This is a genomic window from Streptomyces spinoverrucosus, from assembly GCF_015712165.1.
In the GTDB taxonomy this organism is placed as follows: domain Bacteria; phylum Actinomycetota; class Actinomycetes; order Streptomycetales; family Streptomycetaceae; genus Streptomyces; species Streptomyces spinoverrucosus_A.
On record NZ_JADPZX010000001.1, the window covers coordinates 1,906,251 to 1,926,015 of the forward strand.

Here is a 19,765-nt window from a genome sequence, read left to right on the forward strand (position 1 = left end):
CGCCGGGAGTGCTCCGAACGCACCGCGAGGGGAAGCCATCCACGACAAGCGTCGGCGACCAGCCCGAGCAGCATGCTTACCGAACCGCTGCGGCGAGGTCTGCCAACAGGACGTCGGCCACCAGTTCCTCGACCACCGCGGTGCCGTGTTCGGTCATGGCGCGCGTCAGTGCAGGGTCCCAGGGTGCCTCGGTGAGTCGGCCGGGCTGAGGGCCGTGCGGTGTGCGCGCGACCGCGGCACGGTAGTCCGCGGCCGTCATGCGCCAGGGTCGGGCCGGCGTCTTGTCCAGGAGATACGCGGCGATGCGAATGCCTTCTCCGTCGAAGTCGCCGTGGTACCGGAGGATGGCGCCCCGGTCCGCGAGGAGGCGGAGGAGTTGGACGGCCGCACTGTTGGGCCAGCCGGACGTGCACACGAGCGGCGGGCAGTCCGGGCCGAACCGGCGTACTGCGAGAGCCAGGATGCTGGGGTTCTCCACGGCATGGACGACAGGCGTGGGAGCAACGGCGAAAGTGACCTCGCCTGGGGCGCGCAGTTGGGCGAGGGTCAGGCTGGCGGCTTGTCCGGCCTCGGCGCATACACGGGACACGCGGGCGAGCGGGCCGTCGCCGGACGGGCGCAGGCCGGCGACGAGAACAGTGGCGGACAGGTCGTCGTCGGCGACACCCGCGCGAGCCCACAGGGCACGCCGTTCCGCCGCGGACTGCGGCGCGGCGGTGTCGTAGAGGGTTGCCAGGGCGCGCAGGACGAGGGTGGACAGCGGGGTGCCGTCGTCGAGTGCGTGTGCATGACCGTTCAGGACCCGGGCGGCGAAGACGGGCAGTGGCTCCGCCCGGGCGGGTAGCTCCCCGAGCACCGTGAGCGCGTCCGTGAGCAGCGACCGGGTGCGTTCCGGTGAGGCTCCGACCAGCCCGGCGGCTCGGCAGGAGGCGACCCATTCAAAGAGCGCGGGCTGGGCCCTCACGATGTCGTGGTCGGCCAGCCAGGTCCACAGCTCGGCGCGTTCGTCTTCTCGGCGGCGCCGTTCGCCCGCTCGGTCACCGAGGGGGCCGACGAGTTCGGTGACGGTGTCGCGCACGGTACGGCCACACAGCTCGGTGACGGCTTCTTCCAGCCGGGCCAAGGCGACGGAAGGCCGGGCGTCCGGCAGCCGGTCCAGGCCGAGGAGGTCGGCGAGGGCTTCGCGCTGGGCGTCGTCGAGCGGTCCCAGCCGCACCCGTGTGACGGGGCGGCCCGAGGAGAGGCGGTCGTGGACCGTGTGCCAGAGCGGGCGCAGTTCGGGGCGGCGCAGGGTGCGTTCGCCCGGGGCCGCTTCGGGGTGGGTCATCCCGCCTCCAGGTCGGTGCCGTTCCAGACGAAGCGGGCGCTGGTGACGGCGTCGTCGTCTCCGTCGGTGAGGAGTTGGTGGACGGCGATGCCGGGCAGCTCGCCGTAGGTGCACCACTCGTGGTCGGAGGTGACCATGAGGTCCAGGTCGAGTGCGGTGAGCAGCGCGAAGACCTGTCCGCGGTTGACGGCGTCGACGCCGACGAAGACCTCGTCCAGCAGGATCGGCCGGGGTGCGAGGGGTACGGCCTCGTAGTGGGCGGCGACGGCGGCGAACAGCGGCAGGTGCAGTGCGATGGCCTTCTCTCCGCCGGAGAGCGCGCCGTGCAGTTTCTTGGTCAGTGGCTGCCAGCCGGTCCCGTTCGCCCGGTCGAGGCGGACGGTGAAGCGGTGCCAGGCGGTGTAGTCGAGCACCTCGCCGAGCTGCTCCTCCCAGCTCGCGGCCGTGTCGCTGCCCTTGGCCTGATCGATACGGGCGCGGAAGAAGGCGTGCAGGGCCTCCCGGTCGGTCTCGGTGACCCGGCCGGGGTCCTTCAGCAGCAGCTGACGGGCGGTGCGGGTGCTGTCCGGGAGGTCCGGACGGACGTCCCACACGAGTTGGACGGCGACGTTGGAGGCGGTGCGGACCCGCTGAAGGTGCCCGTTCATGCGGTCGACGAGTTCACCGGCCTGACGGATGCGCGCCGCGAGGTGGCGGCGGATGTCGCCGGTGAGGATCTGGTCGAACAGGCGCCGCTCGGCGGTCGTGATGTCGTCCCGGCTGCGGTCGCGCTCCTGGGCGAGCGTGGTGAGCAGACCCGTCGCTCCCACGCGTACGCCGTCCAGTGTGGCGGTGAAGAGCTGGATGTCGTCGTCCGGTTCCAGGTCCAGGTCGGCGCGGGCGCCGAGGCGCTGGCGGGCCTCGTGGACCGCTTCGGACAGGCGGGTCGCGGCGTCGCCCAGGTTGCGCGGGGCGTGCGGGATGCCGGGCCACTTCGCCGCTGTGGCGCGGGCGGCCTCCAGGGTGGCCTTGGTGCCGTCCGCGGCATCGAGTTCCGGTGTGATGCCGGCGTCCTCGGCCAGCCCGGCCAGGCACAGGTGCCGGAACCGCTGTGCCGCGGCGTCCCGGGTGGCGACGGCCTGTTCCCGTCGTTCGGCGTCCTGGCCGCTGGTGGCCCTCAGTTCTCCGATACGTCCTTCCAGGCGCAGCAGGAGATCGGCCGCCCGGCCGGCCTCCTCGCGGCAGCGGCGCAGCTCGGCGCGCGCCTCGGCGACGCGTGCGACGATCTGCCGGTAGTCCTCGCCGGCGGTGGCTTCCACCGCTTCCAGGCGCGCCTTCAGCCCCGCCGCCTCCGCTTCGGCGGCGGCGGCGTCCTCGGCCTGTGCCTCGGCGGTCCGGCGTGAGCGGTCCGCCTGTGCGGCCCTCTGATGGGCACGGTCGGCGGCGGCGGTCGCGGCGAGGCGGGCGTCCACCCAGCTGTCGGCGGTGTCCCGGAACCTGTCGACGGCGGCGGACAGTTCACGCAACCGGTCGCGGTCGGTGGGCAGGCCGTGTTCCGCGGCCCGGCGGTCGAGCGTGCGCAGAGCACCCGCCACCGCGCTCTCGCACCGTGCCAGACGCCCGGCGGCGTCACGCACGGCGTCGTCCCGAGCTGCCACCCTGTCCTCGGCGCGGTCCAGGTCACGCCGCCGGGCGTCGAGTTCCCGGTGGTCGGGGCGCGCGGCGCGGTCGGCGTCCAGCCGGGCGCGGCGAGCGGCGAGGCCGCGCAGCTGGTCGTCTTGTGCGGCGAGGGAGGCGTTCGTCTCGCCGATGCGGTCGGTCAGTTCGCCGATCCTGCGCTGCCGGGCCCGCTGCCGTGCGAGGGCGCCGATGTGGGCCGGCTCCGGCTTGCTCCAGGTCCCGGTGGCGAGCGCGAGACGCCAGGCGCCGTCGGCGGAGACTGCCGCCGGGTGCCCGCCGGGCAGAGTGGCCCCGTACGCGATGCCGGCGAGGATGCGGGTCACGGTGTCGGCCGGGACGGGGAGGTCCTCCTCGGGCTCCAGCACCTCCAGCAGGCTGGGCCCCGGCGCGGTCACGGCCAGGGCCGCCTCGGCGCGGGTGTCGTGACCCGGCAAGGTGATCCCGTCGTAGGGGCTGACCCAGGCGTCCAGGAGGCCCGACGCCTCCAGCGCGGCCTCCACTGCGGCCTGCACGGCTAGCGGGACACCTGCGCGGAAAGCGACCAACCGCCACAGGGGTGCTCCCGCCGTCGCCGTGCGGACGGTGGTGCGGGTGGGCGGGGGCACCGGCGGCAGGTCGGTCTCGCCGCTGAGCCGTCGTACCTCCTCCTCCAGTCGGCTCCGCTCGTCCCGCAGGCCCTGACGTGCGGCTCGGGTGATGGCCTCCGCCGTGGCGATCTCCTGTTCCAGCGGGCGCGCGGCGGCTTCGATCAGGGCCGTCGCCCCGGCCTCGTCCGCCGCCCTGGCCACCAGTTCCTCGGAGTCGGTGATACGCAGTTCCGCGCAGCCCTCGGCCCAGGCGAGCAGCCGCTCAGCCTGGGCGGCGAGGGCGTCGTCCCAGGCGCCGGCCGCCTCGTCCCGCCGGGTGATCGCCTCCGCGAGCCGGCCGCGGACCTCGTCCAGCAGTTCCTCGGCGGCGCCTCGGTCGCGTACCGCGCGATCGTGCTCGTCGATCGCCTCGGTGACGAGGGTGACCTGCTGCCGTCGGGCGGTGACCGCGCCGCGCAGCAGCCGACGGGCTTGTCGCGCCCCGTTCTCGGCCGTCGTGCGCGGGACGTGGTCGCGTCCCGCGCTGTCGGGCGAGGCCACCCCGGGATCCGCTTCGAGGATCGTCCGCGCCTCGTGGTGGATGGATTCCAACCCCGCTGCCCGGGCCGACCGGTGTGCTTCCCCGGCGGCTTCGCGCGCGTGCCCGTCGAGTGTGCGGGCCTGGCCCGCCGCCTCGTCGGCGTGCCGCTGGTCCTCCTCCGCCTGGTGCCGGGCGCCCTGGGCGGCGGCTCGCTGCCGCCCGGCGGCCGCTGTCGCGTCTTCGGTACGACGGCGGAGCCGGTCGAGTTCCTCGCCCTGCTTGTACGCGTCACTCTCGCGCAGGCCCTCGATGGTCTCCTCCAGGGCGTGTGCGCGCAGCTCCTGTTCCTCGCGCCGGCCCTGAGCCGACTCGCGCTCCGCCAGCGCCTGTTCGAGTTCCTCGGCGCTCTGGCGGGCGACGCGGGTGAGGTTGTCCATCTCGGTGGTGGCCGAGATCAGCGCGGCGGAACCGGCGCGCAGGACCCGCCGCGCGTACGCGCGCTGCCGGGATGCGACGGTCTCGGCCGCCGTCACCTCGTCGTCGAGCCGCTTGAGGTGTTCGCGCTGCCGGTCCAGCCGCTCGAAGCCCTCGGCGAGTTCGGCGATCTCCCCCTCGCCCAGCGGGGGCAGCGCGCGGGACAGCAGGGTGGAGAGCAGGGACGGGTCGAGCCGTTCGGACAGTTTGGGCTGGCGCAGTTGGAGCAGGGCGGACAGCAGTGACTCGTAACGCTGCTCTCCCATGCCGGCGAAGAGTTCACGCCGTACGGCGGTGCGGTAGTCGGTGGCCGAGGCATGGACGTCGCCGCGGTCGCGCAGGGCTTCGGCGAGGGCGGCCCGGGTCAGTGGCTGTCCCGCCTCGTTGACGAGGAGCACACCCGCGGGGTCGGCGATTCTGGAGCCGGTGGTGAAGTAGTCGGCGTGCACCGTGCTGGTGTGCACACTCGCCTGCAGACGCGCCCCGCAGCCGAACCACCGCTCGGTGCCGTCGTCGCCGACGCGGCGGAACTCCATCCACACATACCCGACGCGGGTCTTGCCGGAGGCGCCCTCGCCCAGCAGGTTCCAGTGCATGGTGCGTTCCGAACCGCCGAACGTGGACAGGCGGTTGGGGCGGAGGCTGGCGTCGAAGAGGAACGGCAGCAGAAGCTCCAGCGCCTTGGACTTGCCCGAACCGTTCTGGCCGCGCAGCAGCAGGCGGCCCTGGTGGAAGGTGAACGTCTCGTCGTAGTAGCGCCAGACGTTGAGGATGCCCGCGCGGTGCGGCTGCCATCGGCTGATGGCGTCGTCCATGGCCGGTGCCTCGTCCGGCCCGGCGGACTCCGGCCGCCGGGGACGGGGAAGCTCTGTGACACTCACGGCTGCTCTCCTCGACTGCCTTCCGGATCCGGACTCGTCGTCTCTGTCAGGCGGTAGCGGTACGCGGCCGGGCACGCGACGACACGGCCCCCGGCCCGGCGCGCCAGGCCGACGTCACGCAGCACGCGTACGGCGTCGTCGGCCAGCCGGGCCGCGCCGTCGTCGGACTGATACGCCTTCGCCCACCGCGGGAAGCGCCGCAGCAGTTCCGCTCCCGCCTCGGCGAGCTGCTCGGGCAGCAGACCGGCGGGCGCGGCGCACAGCGGCTCCAGGAGGAGCAGCGCGGCGACCCGGGCGGTCGAGGTGTCGTCGGGGAAGCGGACGTCGGTGGCGAGCCCGTCCGGGTCCACGAGCAGGAAGCCCTCGGCTCGCTCCTCCAGGAGGAAGCCGGCCTGCTCGACCGAGCGGCGCAGGATCTGGCGTCCGGTCAGGGAGGTGACGTAGGCCAGCTCGTCGTCGGTGAGGTCCGACCGGTACAGCACGGGGTCGTCGAAGAGGCGGCGCAGCACCGAGTGGCGCAGCCTCAGGTTGCGTTGCGCGTCCGAGGCGGCGGTCTCGCCGAGTGCCTCGTCCGTCGTCCCGTCGGCGAGCGCTCCGCCGTAACGTCGCTCCCGTACGAGACCGGCGAGTAGGGACTCGAACCGCGCCGGCACTTCGTCCGGGGGTACGGTGAGCCGGGAGGCGCCGACGGGCGCGGCGGGCAGCCGCATGAGCAGCGTGGTGTCCACGCGGTAGAGGACCTTGGCCTCCGCGGACTCGACGTACGCGTCGGTGGTCCCGTCGACCGCGTGCAGCACGTCGTACGACTCCAGCAGCTTCAGGACGTCGACGAACGCCATCCGCTCCGGCTTGTGAACCGGGTCGAACGCGGTCAGCGCCCGGTCGGCCGCCGTGGCCTGCACGACACGGTCGGCGAGCATGCCGATGGTCGTCATCGGCATCGACAGCAGCTCGGCCGCGGTCACGCACAGCAGCACATAACGCCGGCGGTCGAAGGGGGCCCGGCCGGAGCGGGCCCTGCGGGCCGGGCGGGAGCCGTCCGGGTCGGCGCGGACCTTGGTGAGGCGGGCATAACCTCGGCGGGGCTCCACCACCAGGCTCCAGCCGCAGGTGTAGTCGAACCACTGGCCCAGCGGCTCGCGTCGGCGGCGTACGAGTTCAAAGCCGGCCGGGTCGGCGGCCTCGGTCAGCAGAGGCCTGGCCAGCAGGAGACGGATGGCACGGGCGACTTCCTCCCGTTCCGCGACCGCGAGTTGGTTGGCGAGGGTGCTCATCCGGCCGCCTCCCGCCGCGCGCCGCCGACGCGCGGGATGGCGCTCGCTCCGCCCACCGCCGTGATGTGGACGACGTAGTCCGGTCCGGCCAGCGTGCCCTTCGCCGTGCGCAGTACGGCGGTGCGCTCGTCGCGAGCCGGAGACAGCGCGATCTCCACCCGGCCGTCACCCGTCGTGGCGCGCCGCAGGCCGCTCGCGTCCGGGCGGGCGGACAGGGCCCGGCCCAGCAGGTCGAGCAGCCGGTCGAAGACGGCGGGATCCAGCGTGCCGAAAGAGGACAGGCGGATGGGACCATCTGTCTCCAACGCCTCCCAGGCGCGCGCGAGTTCCGCTCGCTCCGCACGCGCCCGCTCGGCACGCCCGGCCCTGACCGCCGCCACGTCCCGCACCTTGGCCGTGCGGGTGAAGCGCTCCGTCCGGCCGCTGGTCCGCAGCAGTGCCGACACCTCCACGGGCGGGGCCTCGGACCAGGAGTGGGACGACGGGATCAGCTCTGGGTCCGGGTGGGCGAGATGAGCATGGCGCGCCGGGCCGAGCCCGAAGGCCGCCGACCACAGCCGGTGCAGGTCCTCCTCCGCGGGCGCCGCGGCGAACCAGCGCGCCAGTTCCCGGAAGTCCTGCACCGCGCTGGAGGAGCGGCGCCGTGACTCGTTGATCCGCTCCAGAACTTGCAGAAGGGAGACGATGGCCCGCCGGGCGATGTCGTGCAGCTGCTCGATCCGGGGCCGTGCCCCGTCGTCCGGCAGGAACCACGCCCGCAGGCCCACCCAGCGCGCCTGCCTGCTCTCCAGCCAGGCGGCCGCTGGGTCCTCACCGGCCACCGGCGGCAGCTCGGCCCCGCGCAGTGCCCGCTCGCGCAGCACGGCGGTCCCCCGCTCCTCCACCCGGGCCACGGCGGCGGCGACCGCGTGCCCGCGCCGGTCGAGGTTGACCAGGAACTCCTGCAGATACGCGACGGTCGCGGCCTTGACCTCGCGGAACACCTCCAGATCCGCGCCCTCGGCGCGCAGGAGGCGCTGCAGTTCGCCGTTGAACGCCTTGGTGTTCTCCACCAGGGCCTCCAGATGCCCCTCCAGCTCGCGCAGTGTGCTGAAGATCCGGCGGTCCGCCGAGGCGGGTTCGCCGGACAGGAGACAGAGCTCGTCCAGGCGGTCGGCGATGGCCTCCAGCACGGCTGTCTGCAGCGCCCCTGTGGAGGCCAGCACCTCAAGCGCGTGCCGTACTCCGGCGAGGGCGGCCTCGCCCCGGCGGGTCAGTGAGTACTGGAGGTTGCGCCGCTCGTACTCCTCGGCCGTGCGGTAGTTCTCCGCGTGGTTGTGCACGACGTCCAGAAGCTCCCACTGCACGAGTTTCCTGAGCGCCTCATGCAGGTCCTCGTCCTCGACCGCCGCCGCCCAGCCCACCGCGCGCAGCCGCTCGCGCACCGCGTCGATCCCCAGCGCCGTCTCCAGATGCTCGCCGGCCACACCGAAGGCCTCCAGCACCGCCCCGTACAGATCGGACCTCTCCACCGTCGTGAACCGGAACATCTCCGGTGGCACCCTGCGCACGCCTGTCGTCCCTCCCCGTAACCGTCTCGGCGGCATCGGCGATCTCCACCGTAGAGGGAGGCACCGACATCACGGGCCGTGTCCCGGAAGAGGGGTGTGCGCCCCGGTCTGCCGGGGAATGGGTGGTGACCGGCCTCCCGCGAGCGCGAGCGGTGGTCCAGCGTGGCCGTGGACACCGGTTCCGCCCGATTGTGAGGCCCTTCGTGCACATCGCGCCCCTCAGCCCCGACGACCCTTCCGTGCTGGGCGGTTCGCGCAGGACGTGGAGATCCTCAAGACGATCTGGGGCGCCCGGATCGCCGCTCTCCTGGACGCCCACCCAGACGCTGCCGACGATCTCGCCCTCGTGCTCACTGGCGTCGACGACACCCAGGCGGTCGACGAGGACACGGCACAGCGCACTGTGCAAGGCCCGGCGGAAGTGATCGCCTTCGGCTCGCCGTATCCCTGGTCCTCACCGGCGGATACGCCGTGCGGGCACACCGCCTCGTGAACCGCCCAAGCCAGGACCTCGATGTCGCCACCGAGAACCCGGCACCCATGGCCGACATCGCGGCCACGCTCCGGGCTCCTGGCAGCCCGAAGCTGGAAGGTGCACGCGCTGGAGACCGCTCCGCTGTCCGCCCGCTTCACCGTGACTGACCCGGCCACCGGGCAGGAGTGTGAGGTCGACATCCTCAAGGAGATCTTCTGGCGGTGCCCCTCTTGTGCGCAGCGCGTTGCCACGGTTAAAGCGGCGTGAGGCCGCTGACAGCGGCGATCAGCATGGCGACCGGTTGGGCGATATCGGCCGCGCCAGCCACCAGGGCGCGCAGCTGTTCGAGCCTGGTCGGTGCCTGACTGTCGGGGTCGCCGTTGGTGAGGTCGTCCGCCACCATATGGACGAGGGCGGCGGCCTCCTGCCGGTCGGTGTCGGCCAGGTCCCGGCTCGTCAGCACCAGCCGTAGCACCTGGACCAGCTCAGCGGCGCCGGGGCCAGTGCGGTGGTCGTTCTGGAAATCGCTGATGACCGTATCCACCGGCTGGTTGATAAACGTGGTCTGGCCGCGGAAGTGGAAGTTGTTTTGCGTCACTACTCGGGACTCCTCGGAGGTGCTGGCGTCGATCACGGCTGCGAGCAGCAAGGCCGGACCGCCGTCGCCTGTGTCCGCCGCTCTGTGCAGGAGGGTGCGAAGGTGAGGGCGGTCAGCATGACTGGTGAGGACCGTGGCGAGCGCGAGGCCGCCGTGGTGGCTCCGGCGTCGGCCGCCAGCCGACAAGGTGTCGCCGCCTCGTCGGTCTCCCCGTCTCGCTCAGTACGTCGCCGAGGTGCAGGAGAGCGTTGCGGTGACCTTGCACTGTGGCCTGCGAGAACTCAGGCCGGGAGGCCCAGTTCCCTCGCGATCAGCATGCGCTGGACCTCGCTCGTGCCCTCGCCGATCTCCAGGATCTTGGAGTCCCGCCACATCCGCGCCACCGGGTATTCGTTCATGAACCCGTACCCACCATGGATCTGCGTCGCCTCACGCGCGTTGTCCACCGCCACCGTCGAGGAGTACAGCTTCGCCACCGCCGCCTCCTTCTTGAACGGCTCCCCCCGCACCAACCGCGACGCCGCGTCCCGCCAGCCCACCCGCGCCATGTGGGCCCGCATCCCCATGTCCGCGATCTTGAACTGGATCGCCTGGTAATCACCGATCGGGCGCCCGAACGCGCGTCGCTCACGCGCGTACTTCACCGACTCGTCCACACACCCCTGCGCCAACCCCGTCGCCAGCGCCGCGATCGCCACCCGCCCCTCGTCCAGGATCCGCAGGAACTGCGCGTACCCACGCCCCTCCTCACCCAGCAGATTCCCACCCGGCACCCGCACGTCCGAGAACGACAGCCCACGCGTGTCCGACGCGTTCCAGCCCACCTTCGAGTACGGCGCCGCCACCGTGAAGCCCGGCGTTCCCGACGGCACGATGATCGACGAGATCAGCGGCCGCCCGTCCGGCTTGCGACCCGTCACCGCCGTCACCGTCACCAGACCCGTGATGTCCGTACCCGAGTTGGTGATGAAGCACTTCGACCCGTTGATCACCCACTCACCCGTCGCCTCGTCCCGCACCGCCGTCGTCCGCGTCCCGCCCGCATCCGAACCGCACTCCGGCTCCGTCAGCCCGAACGCCCCCAGCATCTCCCCCGCGCACAACTGCGGCAGCCACTGCCGCTTCTGCTCCTGCGTCCCGAACCGGAACACCGGCATCGCACCCAGCGAGACACCCGCCTCCAGCGTGATCGCCACCGAGGAGTCCACCCGCGCCAGCTCCTCCAACGCGATCCCCAGGGCCAGGTAGTCCCCGCCCATCCCGCCGTACTCCTGTGGGAACGGCAGCCCGAACAGCCCCATCCGCCCCATCTCCCGCACGATCTCGTACGGGAACTCATGGCGCTCGTACAGATCCCCGATCTTCGGGGCCACCACGTCCTGGGCGAACTCGGCGACCGTGCGGCGTAGTTCCTCGTGCTCGGGGGTGAGGCGATGGTCCATGGTTTCGTCGGTCCTTAGGTGAGAGGGTTCGTACGCGGGTCAGGCCTGCCATGTCCCGGCCAGTCGCGAGGCGGCTTCGCGCACCGCGTCCGCCGGCGTGCAGAAGGAGAAGCGCACGAGACGGTCGGTGCGCGGGCTGTGCGGGCTGTGCGGGCTGTGGCGGAATGCGGAACAGGGAATGGCCGCGACCCCCGCGCGCGGGAAGGTCCCGGCAGAACCGCGTCCCGTCCGTATAGCCGGCTCCCCGGATGTCCGCCTGGAGGAAGTACCCCTGTGGCGTTGCAGCGTGCTGCGCAGCTCCGCCGTCCATGACGTCCACGCCTCCTCGTCGCCGAGCATGCGCGCCACGGCGAGCTGGAACGGCGTGCCGGTGGCTTCCGCTCGGGCGTCGGCGGCGAACGGGTCGAGGGTGAACAGCGGAGGGGACGGATCCATGAGGTGCTCCCATGAGGAGCATGAAGAGTGGGGGTACCGATGCGGCCGCGGGTGGGCACGTGTATGCCCACCCGCGGGTGGTCAGCCCAGTGGGGGCCAGGTGAGGACCGCTTCGTTCTGACTGGTGAGCTTGGACAGCGGTACGAACCGAAAGTAGAGGTCGCGCGCCAGGGCGGGAAAGAGGCCCTCCAGCTGCTCGGTCTCGCTCAGCGCACGGGCCGCGGCGACCAGCCCCTCCGTCCGCGGCCTGCGCTCGTCCTCGTAGCCGCGCAGCGCCGCGACCGGGTCCGCTGTCGCACGCAGGTGCTGGGCGAGGACGACGGCGTCCTCGATGGCCAGCGCCGCCCCCTGGCCCAGACTCACGAGCATCGGGTGGGCCGCGTCGCCGAGCAGGGTCGTGCGTCCGGTGCCCCACCGCCGGAGGAACGGGCGGTCCTGGGCGGTGATGCGGACGATCGATTCCTCGGGGGTGGTGCGGATCGCCTCCTGCACCTCGTCGGCCCAGCCCTCGAAGAGGCCCGCGAGCCCTTCCTTGCCGCGCCGCAGGTGTCCGGAGGCGCCCGGGGGCACGTTCTTCGTCGCCCACCAGTAGGCGCGACCACGGCCGATGTCGGCGAGGCCGAAGCGCTGTCCACGCCCCCAGTAGTGCGCTGCGTAGCCCTTGCTCATCCGCGGGTGCGTGAAGGGCACCGTGGCCAGCCAGCACGCGTAGTTGCCGGGCCGCGGCTCGTCGGCGCCCGCCACCTGCCTGCGAATCGCCGAGTTGAAGCCGTCCGCCCCGATCAGGAAGTCGCCCGAGGCGGTCCTGCCGTCCTCGAAGGTGACCTCGACCCCGTCCTCGCCGCTGACGAACTCCGCTGCCGCGGAATCGAGTTCGATGACGCTCTCGTCCCCGAGGACGTCCAGCAGCGTCTGCTGGAGATCGGCCCGGTGGACGGCGTAGTTCGACGCCCCCAGCCGGTCCGAGACTTCCCTGAACGGAAGCGCCCTGATCGGACGGCCCCGCCGAGTGAGGAACTTGAGCTCGTCGAACACCGCACCACGCTTGTCCAGGCCCGGGGCGATGTCGATGTCGATGCTGCGCAGTGCCAGGACCGCGTTGCACATCAGCGACACCGCCGTGGTACCCGGCCGCAGCTCGGGAGCCCGCTCGAAGACCTGTACCTCGACGCCCACACGGCGCAGCGCCGCGGCGGCGGCGAGGCCGCCGATGCCCGCTCCGATGATGAGGGCCTTGCGCGGGGGGGACTCCGTCATTTCCCACTCCTCTCCGACAGTCGTCGGTCCGGTCGACCGGCCACCGCCTGTGCCACCTTCTCGGCAACGACGTTCACGTGCGGTTCCTCCAGGAGCACCAGGTGGTCACCGGGGACGTCGACCACCTGGAGCCGGCCCGTGGTCAGGTCGCCCCAGCCGTTGGTGGGGTCCGCATGCAGGCTCTGTGCTGCTCCGTGCATCGGCTGGAGGATCTCCGGCAGCTCCGAGGTCGCGCGCAGCAGCACCACGTCCTCGTCACCCGGTTCGGGCTGGTAGGTGAGGATCGCCTGCCAGTGCGCCTTGAACATTTGGAACAGGCGCCGCACGGTCGTGCGCGAGCTGCCTGCGGGCAGGACGCCTGCCCGCGTGGCGTGTCCGACGATGAAGTCGAACTTCGCCTCCTCCTCCAGACCGTCCGGCAGCGAGACAACCGGTGCGGTGCCACCGCGCTCCATCCACAGCAGCTCCCAGAAGAACCACTCCAGCAGCGAGTGGTCGGCTATGTTGGGCCGCTCCCCCTGCTTGACAGCGATCGGGTCGATCAGCACGGTGCCGTGCAGGGCGCCCGGGTCACTGCGGCGCAGCCGGCGCGCCATCTCGAAGGCGATGAAGCCGCCGAAGGACCATCCTCCGATCACGTACGGCCCTTCGGGACACGCGCGCCGCACGGCCTCCAGGTAGCCCGCCGCCATCTCCGGGATCGAGCTGAGCGGCTCCGTTCCCGGCACGGTCCCCCACGCCTGAAGCGCGTAGACCGGCTGGTCCTGCGGTAGGTGACGGGCGAGGCGTACGTAGCACAGCACATGGCCGCCCAGCGGATGGACCAGGATCAGCGGCGGCTTGTCCCCCTCGGTGCGGATCGGCACGACCGGGTCGAACCGGGCCGCCGCGTCGCTGCCCCGCAGGCGTTGGGCCAGCCCGGCGACGGTCGGGGCGGCGACGAACGCCGAGAGCGGAACGCTGACGCCGTAGCGCTTCTCGATCGTCATCACCAGCCGCATCGCGGTCAGTGAGGTGCCCCCGATGTCGAAGAAGTTGTCCCGCACGCCCACCGCGGGCAGTTCCAGCAGTTCCGCCAGGATGCCCACCAGCGCCTTCTCGTGCTCGTCGGCGGGTTCGGTGGCGTCCGACGACGGCGCGGCCAGCGGCATGCGGCTCAGCAGCGCGTCGTCCCGCTTGCCGCTGGGCGTCAGGGGCAGGCTCGCCAGCCACTCCAGGTGCGAGGGCACCATGTAGTCCGGCAGCACCGCCCGCAACCGGCCGCGCACCTCGTCCAGGTCCACGGCCTCGGGGTCGCCGACGAGGAACGCCGCGAGGAACGCGTCGCCGCCCTCCCGGCGCCGCGACACCACCGCCGCCTCGCGGATACCGGACGCGGACTGCTCCTCGGCGAGCTTGGCGATGGCCAGTTCGACCTCGGCCGGCTCGACCCGGAAGCCACGCACCTTCACCTGGGAGTCGGCGCGGCCCAGCCATGCGAGGTTGCCGTCGGGCATGACCCTGGCGAGGTCGCCCGTGCGGTAGAGGCGGGCACCCGTCTCACCGGACGGGTGCGGTACGAACCGTTGCTCGGTCAGGTCGGGACGGTTGCGGTAGCCGTGGGCCAGGCACACCCCGCCGACGTAGATCTCTCCCTTGGCGCCCGCCGGGACCGGCCGCATGAGGCCGTCGAGCAGGTGCAACTCGATGCCGTCCACGGGGACGCCGACGGGTGGCAGGTCGGGGAAGCGGGCCGGGTCACCGGTCATGGTGTGGTGGGTCAGCAGGTGGGTCTCGGTCGGCCCGTACTGGTTCTCCAGTACGGTGTCCGGCCGCGCGGCACAGAACTGGCGGATCTCGTCGGTGATCCTCAGCTGCTCACCGGAGGAGATGATCACCCGCAGGGCACGCGGGCGGATGCCCAGCGCCTGGGACGTCTCCGCGAGCTGCTGGAGCGCCACGTAGGGCATGAAGACGCGCTCCACCTCCTCGCGGTCCAGGAGCCTCAGCAGGGCCGGCATGTCCCGCCGCTCGTCCTCGGCGAGCAGTTGCAGGGTGCCGCCGCCGCACAGTGTGGAGTAGATCTCCTGGAACGCCACATCGAAGCTCAGGGGGGCGAACTGGAGGGTCTTGCCGCCCGCCGCGCCGCTGGCGGAGGGCACCTGCCAGCGCATGTAGTTGGCGAGCACCCGGTGCGGGAGTTCGACGCCCTTGGGCTCGCCGCTGGACCCGGAGGTGAAAAGCAGGTAGGCGACGGTCTCGCCGGTGATCTCCGGCAGTTCCGCGGCGCCACCCGGGTCCGGTTCGGCCTCGAGCAGCCCGTCCACGTACAGCAGCCGGGAGGAGTCGTCGAAGAGCAGTGCGTGCGTCTCGTTGGTGACGATCCACAGCGGATCGGCCTGGGCGGTCATCACCGCGAGCCGGGCCCGCGGGTAGCTGACGTCGAGCGGAACGCAGGTGGCTCCGGCCTTCCCCACGCCCAGGACGGTCGCCAGCGTCTCGGGCGAACGGTCCAAGGCGATGCCGATGGTGGAACCGGTGCGCACTCCGGCGCCGATGAGGCCGTGGGCTATCCGGTTCGCGGCCGCGTCGAGCTGGGCGTACGTCCAGCTGCGCGCACCGCAGCTGACGGCCACCGCGTCGGGCGTACGGGCGACGTGCTCGCCGATCAGCCGGATGACGTCCGCGGGCGCCTCCCCCGCGAGCTGCGCGGCGGGTACGCGCCCGCCGCCCAGGAAGGCGAAGTCCACGTCCCCTTCGGGTTGCTCGGTGATCCGCCGGAGGATGGCGACGTACGTCTGTCCGATGGTCTCGACCTGGGAGCGCGAGAAGGTGCGTCCGTCGCAGTCCATACGCAGCCACAGGCGCTCGTCCACCGGGTCGACCACGGCGTTGACCAGGAGCTTGAAGTTCGTTTCCTCCCAGGTCCTGAACTCGGTCAGCTCCATGGCGGTGCCCTCGAAGAGCGACGTGAGCACGTGCGGGTCGACGTAGTTGAAGGCCGTGTCGAAGACGACGTCCCCGCCCCGGTCCTCCTGGATGGCGCTGAGCGGGTAGCGCCGGTGGGGATGGCTCTGACGCTCCTGTGCGTACACCTCGCGCGCCGAGTCCAGCCAGGAACGCGGCTGGGCGTCCAGGCGCAGCGGCAGCGTCTCCAGGAACAGCCCGGTGATCCGTTCGGCGTCGGCCTGCTCCGGCCGTCCGCCGGTGACCAGGCCGGTGGTGATGTCCGCTACGTCGGCGAACAGCCGCAGCGTCAGGCAGTGCGCTGCGAGCAGCAGGGACTTGACCGGCAGGTCGTGGCTGCGCGCTAAGCGGCCCACCCGGTCGGCCAGGCCGTCCGGCAGCTCCACCTGGTGCACGATGAGACCCGTGTCGCCCGCGGGCTCGTAGGGCCGCAGGCCGTCGAGCTGGGCCAGTTCGGCGCCGTCGAGCAGCCGCTGCCAGTACTGCTTGCTCTCCTCCGAGGCGAGGGCCCGGCGCTCCTCGCGTACGTACAGGGCCGGCGAGGGCAGTTCCTGCGACGGGACGGCGGCGACGGGCTGTCCGGCGTGGTGGAGGAAGTCCTGGAGCAGTTCGCGCACCAGCGTGGCCACGCTCCAGCCGTCGAGGATCGCGTGGTGGAAGCTGAACACCAGCTCCAGGCGGTCGCGCAGGACGTGCATGCGGAACAGGTACAGCGGCGGCCGGTCCAGACGGTACTCGTGGTAGCGCCGTTCCTGGACGTGCCGGTCCACCTCGTCCTGCGCCTCCTGCTCGCCGAGGCTGCGCAGGTCCACGATCTGCAGTCCGCCGTCGGCCTGCCGGTGCACCAGCTGGAGCGGCTCGGAGTAGCCGCCGAGGTCGAAGGCGGAGCGCAGCACCGGATGGCGCCGTACCAGGCCGTCGAAGGCGCGGCGCAGCGCCTGCTCGTCCCACGGCGACTTCAGCGAGTAGCGGAAGACGTCGTGGTAGACGGACGACCTCTCGTGCTCCCGGCTGTGGTAGAGCAGGCCCAGGTGCAGCCGGGTGGCCGGGTAGGCGTCCGCCAGGCCGGTCAGCCGCGCCCGGTCGACGCTCGGGACCAGGGCGAACGGTGCGAGCAGTGCGTCCTCTTCCTCCCGCGGTGCGGTCGTCGCGGACGCCGCGAGCGCGGCGACGGTGGGGTTGCGGACCATGTCGGCCAGGGTGAAGTGGACTCCTGCACGCCGTGCCTCCGCCTGGATGCGGAGCATCTGGATCGAGTCCCCGCCCAGGGAGTAGTAGTCCTGGTCGACACCGACCGCGTCGGTTCCCAGTACGGCCGCCCAGGCCGCCGCGAGCTTCGCCTCGGTCTCGTTGGACGGCGTCTGCGCGCCGGTGTCCGTCTCCACCCTGGGAGCGGGCAGCTGCCGCCGGTCGGCCTTGCCGTTCGGGGTCAGCGGTATCCGGTCGATCCGCACGAAGTACGCGGGGATCATGAACTCCGGTAGAGATTCCAGGAGTTGGGACCGGAGGCGGGCAGCCCCCACCTCCTCGTCCGCCACGTAGTAGCCCACCAGGTGCACGCCACGGCCCGGCGCGGTCCGGTCCACCACGAGGGCGTCCCGCACTCCCGGGCAGGCCGCCAGGCGGTTGCCCACCTCGCCCAGCTCCACGCGGTTGCCGCGGATCTTGACCTGATCGTCCAGTCGCCCGAGGTACTCCAGGGTGCCGTCCGCCAGCCATCGCGCCCTGTCGCCGGTCCGGTACATGCGCCCGCCAGGTGTGAACGGGTCTGCCACGAACGCCGCGGCGTCCAGCTCGGGTCGGTCCAGATAACCGCGCGCCACGCCCGCGCCCGCGATGCACAGCTCACCGGCGACGCCGGCGGGCTGGAGGTGCCCGTGCGCGCCGACCACGTACAACCGGATGTTGTCGATCGGCCGCCCGATCGGCACCCGGCGCACCTCCCCGTCCGTTCCGCCGGGGCAGTCGTAGTACGTGACGTCGACCGTGGCCTCGGTGGGGCCATAGAGGTTGACCAGCCGGGGAGCCGTGGCACCGGCAGCCGCGAACGCCCGGTTGAAACGGTGCACATGAGCGGGTGTCAGCGCCTCACCGCTGCAGAACACCTGGCGCAGGGATGCCGCGTCCGCCGCTCGGGCCGGGTCCTCCTCGACCAGGTCGAGGAAGGGACCGAGCATCGACGGCACGAAGTGGACCACGCTCACCCGGTGTGCTCGTACGGTGCGGAGGATGGCTTCGGGGTCGCGCTCCGCGCGGGGCGGCAACAGCGCCAGGCCGGCCCCGGTGAGCGCCCACCAGAACAGCTCCCACACCGACACGTCGAAGGTCGCCGGCGTTTTCTGCAGCAGGACGTCCCCCTCGCCGACCGGGTAGCGGCGCTGCATCCACTCCAGCCGGTTCACCACGGAGCGGTGTTCGATCTGCACGCCCTTGGGCCGCCCGGTGGATCCGGAGGTGTAGATGACGTACGCGAGGTCCTGCGGTCCGCCCAGCGGGACGGGTGCGGCGGGCACGGTGGACGCCGCGGCCTCCAGGCGCCGTACGGGCACGGCGTCGCCCACCAGGGCGGTGGGCACGGTGCTGCCCAGCAGCACCGCTGCCACCTTGCTGTCCGCCAGGACGAACCGGACCCGCTCCTCGGGGTGGCCCGGGTCTACGGGGACGTAGGCGGCACCTGCCTTGAGGACGCCCAGGACCGCTGCGACGAGGTGCGGGCCGCGCTCGGCCACCACGGCGACCCGGTCGCCCGTCTGCACGCCGTCCTCACGCAGCTGGTGCGCGATGTGGTTGGCCCAGCCGTCGAGGCGGGCGAAGGTCAGCGACTGTGCGGGGTCGTCGGTGACGACGGCCACCCGGTCGGGCGTCCGTGCCGCCTGCCGCTCGAAGAGCGCGTGGACAGTGGCGTCTTCGGTGAACGCGTGCACCGGGCCGGTGCCCGTCGCGATCAGGGCGGCCCGCTCCTCCTCGCCGATCATGGGGATCTGCGACAGCGGCAGGTCCGCCCCCGCGAGCGCACCCTTGAGGATCGCCTCGATGTGGGTGGCCACCGACTCCACGGGGAAGTCCGCGTCGAACACGTCCAGGGCGTAGTCCATGTCGACCAGGACGTCACCGATGTCGTCCAGTTCGTTGACGACCACGGCCAGCACGTCGTCGTCGTGGGCACGCGCCTGCACGACGGTCTCGTACTCCACGCCCTGGACGGCTGGCGGACTGGGCCAGCGCAGATAGGCGATGGTGGTGTCGAACAGCCGCTTGGGGCCGCTCTCCTGGAGCGGTACGCAGCGCAGCAGGTCGCCCAGGGAGAAGCGCTCGTGGGGCTTGAGTTCCCGGGTCGATGCCTGCACCTCGGCGACGAGCTCGCTCATCGTACGGTCCTCGCCGACCGTCACCCGCAGCGGCAGGGTGTTCGCGAAGTGGCCTACGGTCTGCTTCTGCGCAGTGGTGGGCCGGTTCAGCAGCGGTACGCCCAGGACGACTTCGTCGCTGCCGTGCACCCGCGACAGGTAGACGGCGAAGGCGCCCGCGACGAACGCGAAGACCGAATGGCCGCGTTCACGGATGCTCTCGACGACACCGCGTTCGATCACGAAGCTGTGGCGGGCACTGCTGCGGGAGCCGGCCGGGGCCGAGCGGCGGAAGAGGGCCGGGGAGACACCCCGCAACTGCTTCTGGAAATAGGCCCGGTCATCCGCGTAGTCGTCCGAGGCACGGTAGCGGCGCTCGTCCTCTGTGAATTCCAGGTACGACGGCACGGACGGCTCTTCGAACCGCCCGGTCCTTCGTATCCGGTCATATTCGGCGCGGACTTGGGACATGAAGAGGTTCAGACCCCAGGCGTCCGCGACGATGTGGTGCACCTTGACGTAGGAATGAAAGACTCCCTCGCCCTCCTTGAGGACCGCGAGCGTAAACAGCCGGCTGCGTTCCACCTCGAAAGGCACGTCGAACGCGTCCTTGATCCACGACTCGCAGGAATCCCGCGGCGATGGGGCGTCGGAAAGGTCGATCGTCGGGATGTCGTAAGCCTCATCCTCGGCCCACTGGCGCGGAGTTCCCTCCTCTGGGTCGATCCGGATCCGGAATGCATCGTTGCGGTCGACCGCACGGCGCAGGCACGCCTTGAGGAGGTCGACGTCCACGTCACCGGTGAACCGGTCGGTGATGAAGCAGTTGAACTGCGGAAGATCTGGAAAGAGAGAGTTCGCAGCCCAAATATCCTGCTGATAGGCCGTGAGGGAGTAACGCCCCCGTCGATTCACGATCGCTCCATTTTCCTCGGCTCTTGCCTTCATTTCCTGAGCTGTTCGACTGTCTTCTCCGATGCCCTACGCTCGCCG

9 protein-coding genes and 1 pseudogene are annotated in these 19,765 nt (G+C 71.8%); 1 reads left to right on the top strand and 9 read right to left on the bottom strand.

Annotated elements, in window-relative coordinates; genetic code table 11:
* Positions 1–76: 76 nt before the first annotated feature.
* From I2W78_RS08620 to I2W78_RS08635, 4 genes are read right to left on the bottom strand one after another with little or no spacing between them, the layout of a single operon-like run.
* A complete protein-coding gene (locus tag I2W78_RS08620) occupies positions 77–1,327 on the bottom strand; it encodes a TIGR02679 family protein (RefSeq protein WP_196458398.1) in 1,251 nt (416 codons plus the stop codon).
* On the bottom strand, positions 1,324–5,448 hold the full coding sequence (locus I2W78_RS08625; protein ID WP_196458400.1) for a TIGR02680 family protein: 4,125 nt from the start codon (positions 5,446–5,448) through the stop codon (positions 1,324–1,326). Before I2W78_RS08625 ends, I2W78_RS08620 begins: the two co-directional genes overlap by 4 nt.
* Positions 5,445–6,722 carry a TIGR02678 family protein gene (locus I2W78_RS08630; protein WP_196458402.1) on the bottom strand — a complete coding sequence of 426 codons (1,278 nt, stop codon included), beginning with the start codon at positions 6,720–6,722 and terminating at the stop codon, positions 5,445–5,447. The genes I2W78_RS08625 and I2W78_RS08630 overlap by 4 nt, the downstream gene beginning before the upstream one ends.
* Positions 6,719–8,251, bottom strand: coding sequence for a TIGR02677 family protein (locus tag I2W78_RS08635; RefSeq protein WP_230886002.1), 1,533 nt, complete (start codon positions 8,249–8,251; stop codon positions 6,719–6,721). Before I2W78_RS08635 ends, I2W78_RS08630 begins: the two co-directional genes overlap by 4 nt.
* A gap of 424 nt (positions 8,252–8,675) precedes the next feature.
* Between I2W78_RS08635 and I2W78_RS08640 the strand changes: the two are divergent.
* Positions 8,676–8,969, top strand: a pseudogene (locus I2W78_RS08640) (hypothetical protein); the annotation flags it as partial.
* Between the two features lie 31 nt (positions 8,970–9,000).
* On the opposite strand, the gene I2W78_RS08645 reads toward I2W78_RS08640, so the two are convergent.
* The 5 genes from I2W78_RS08645 to I2W78_RS08665 form a co-directional block, all read right to left on the bottom strand.
* Positions 9,001–9,381: a hypothetical protein gene (locus tag I2W78_RS08645; protein WP_196458406.1), complete on the bottom strand. Its 381-nt coding sequence runs from the start codon at positions 9,379–9,381 to the stop codon at positions 9,001–9,003.
* A gap of 245 nt (positions 9,382–9,626) precedes the next feature.
* Positions 9,627–10,787, bottom strand: a complete 1,161-nt coding sequence (locus tag I2W78_RS08650; RefSeq protein WP_196458408.1) for an acyl-CoA dehydrogenase family protein — start codon at positions 10,785–10,787, stop codon at positions 9,627–9,629.
* 39 nt (positions 10,788–10,826) lie between these two features.
* The gene (locus tag I2W78_RS08655) at positions 10,827–11,222 is read right to left on the bottom strand and encodes a hypothetical protein (protein WP_196458410.1); all 396 of its coding nucleotides are present in this window, start codon (positions 11,220–11,222) and stop codon (positions 10,827–10,829) included.
* A gap of 81 nt (positions 11,223–11,303) precedes the next feature.
* Entirely contained in the window at positions 11,304–12,479 is a 1,176-nt protein-coding gene (locus I2W78_RS08660) for an FAD-dependent monooxygenase (protein ID WP_196458412.1), read from the bottom strand.
* The gene (locus I2W78_RS08665; RefSeq protein WP_196458414.1) at positions 12,476–19,720 is read right to left on the bottom strand and encodes an amino acid adenylation domain-containing protein; all 7,245 of its coding nucleotides are present in this window, start codon (positions 19,718–19,720) and stop codon (positions 12,476–12,478) included. Before I2W78_RS08665 ends, I2W78_RS08660 begins: the two co-directional genes overlap by 4 nt.
* Positions 19,721–19,765: the final 45 nt, after the last annotated feature.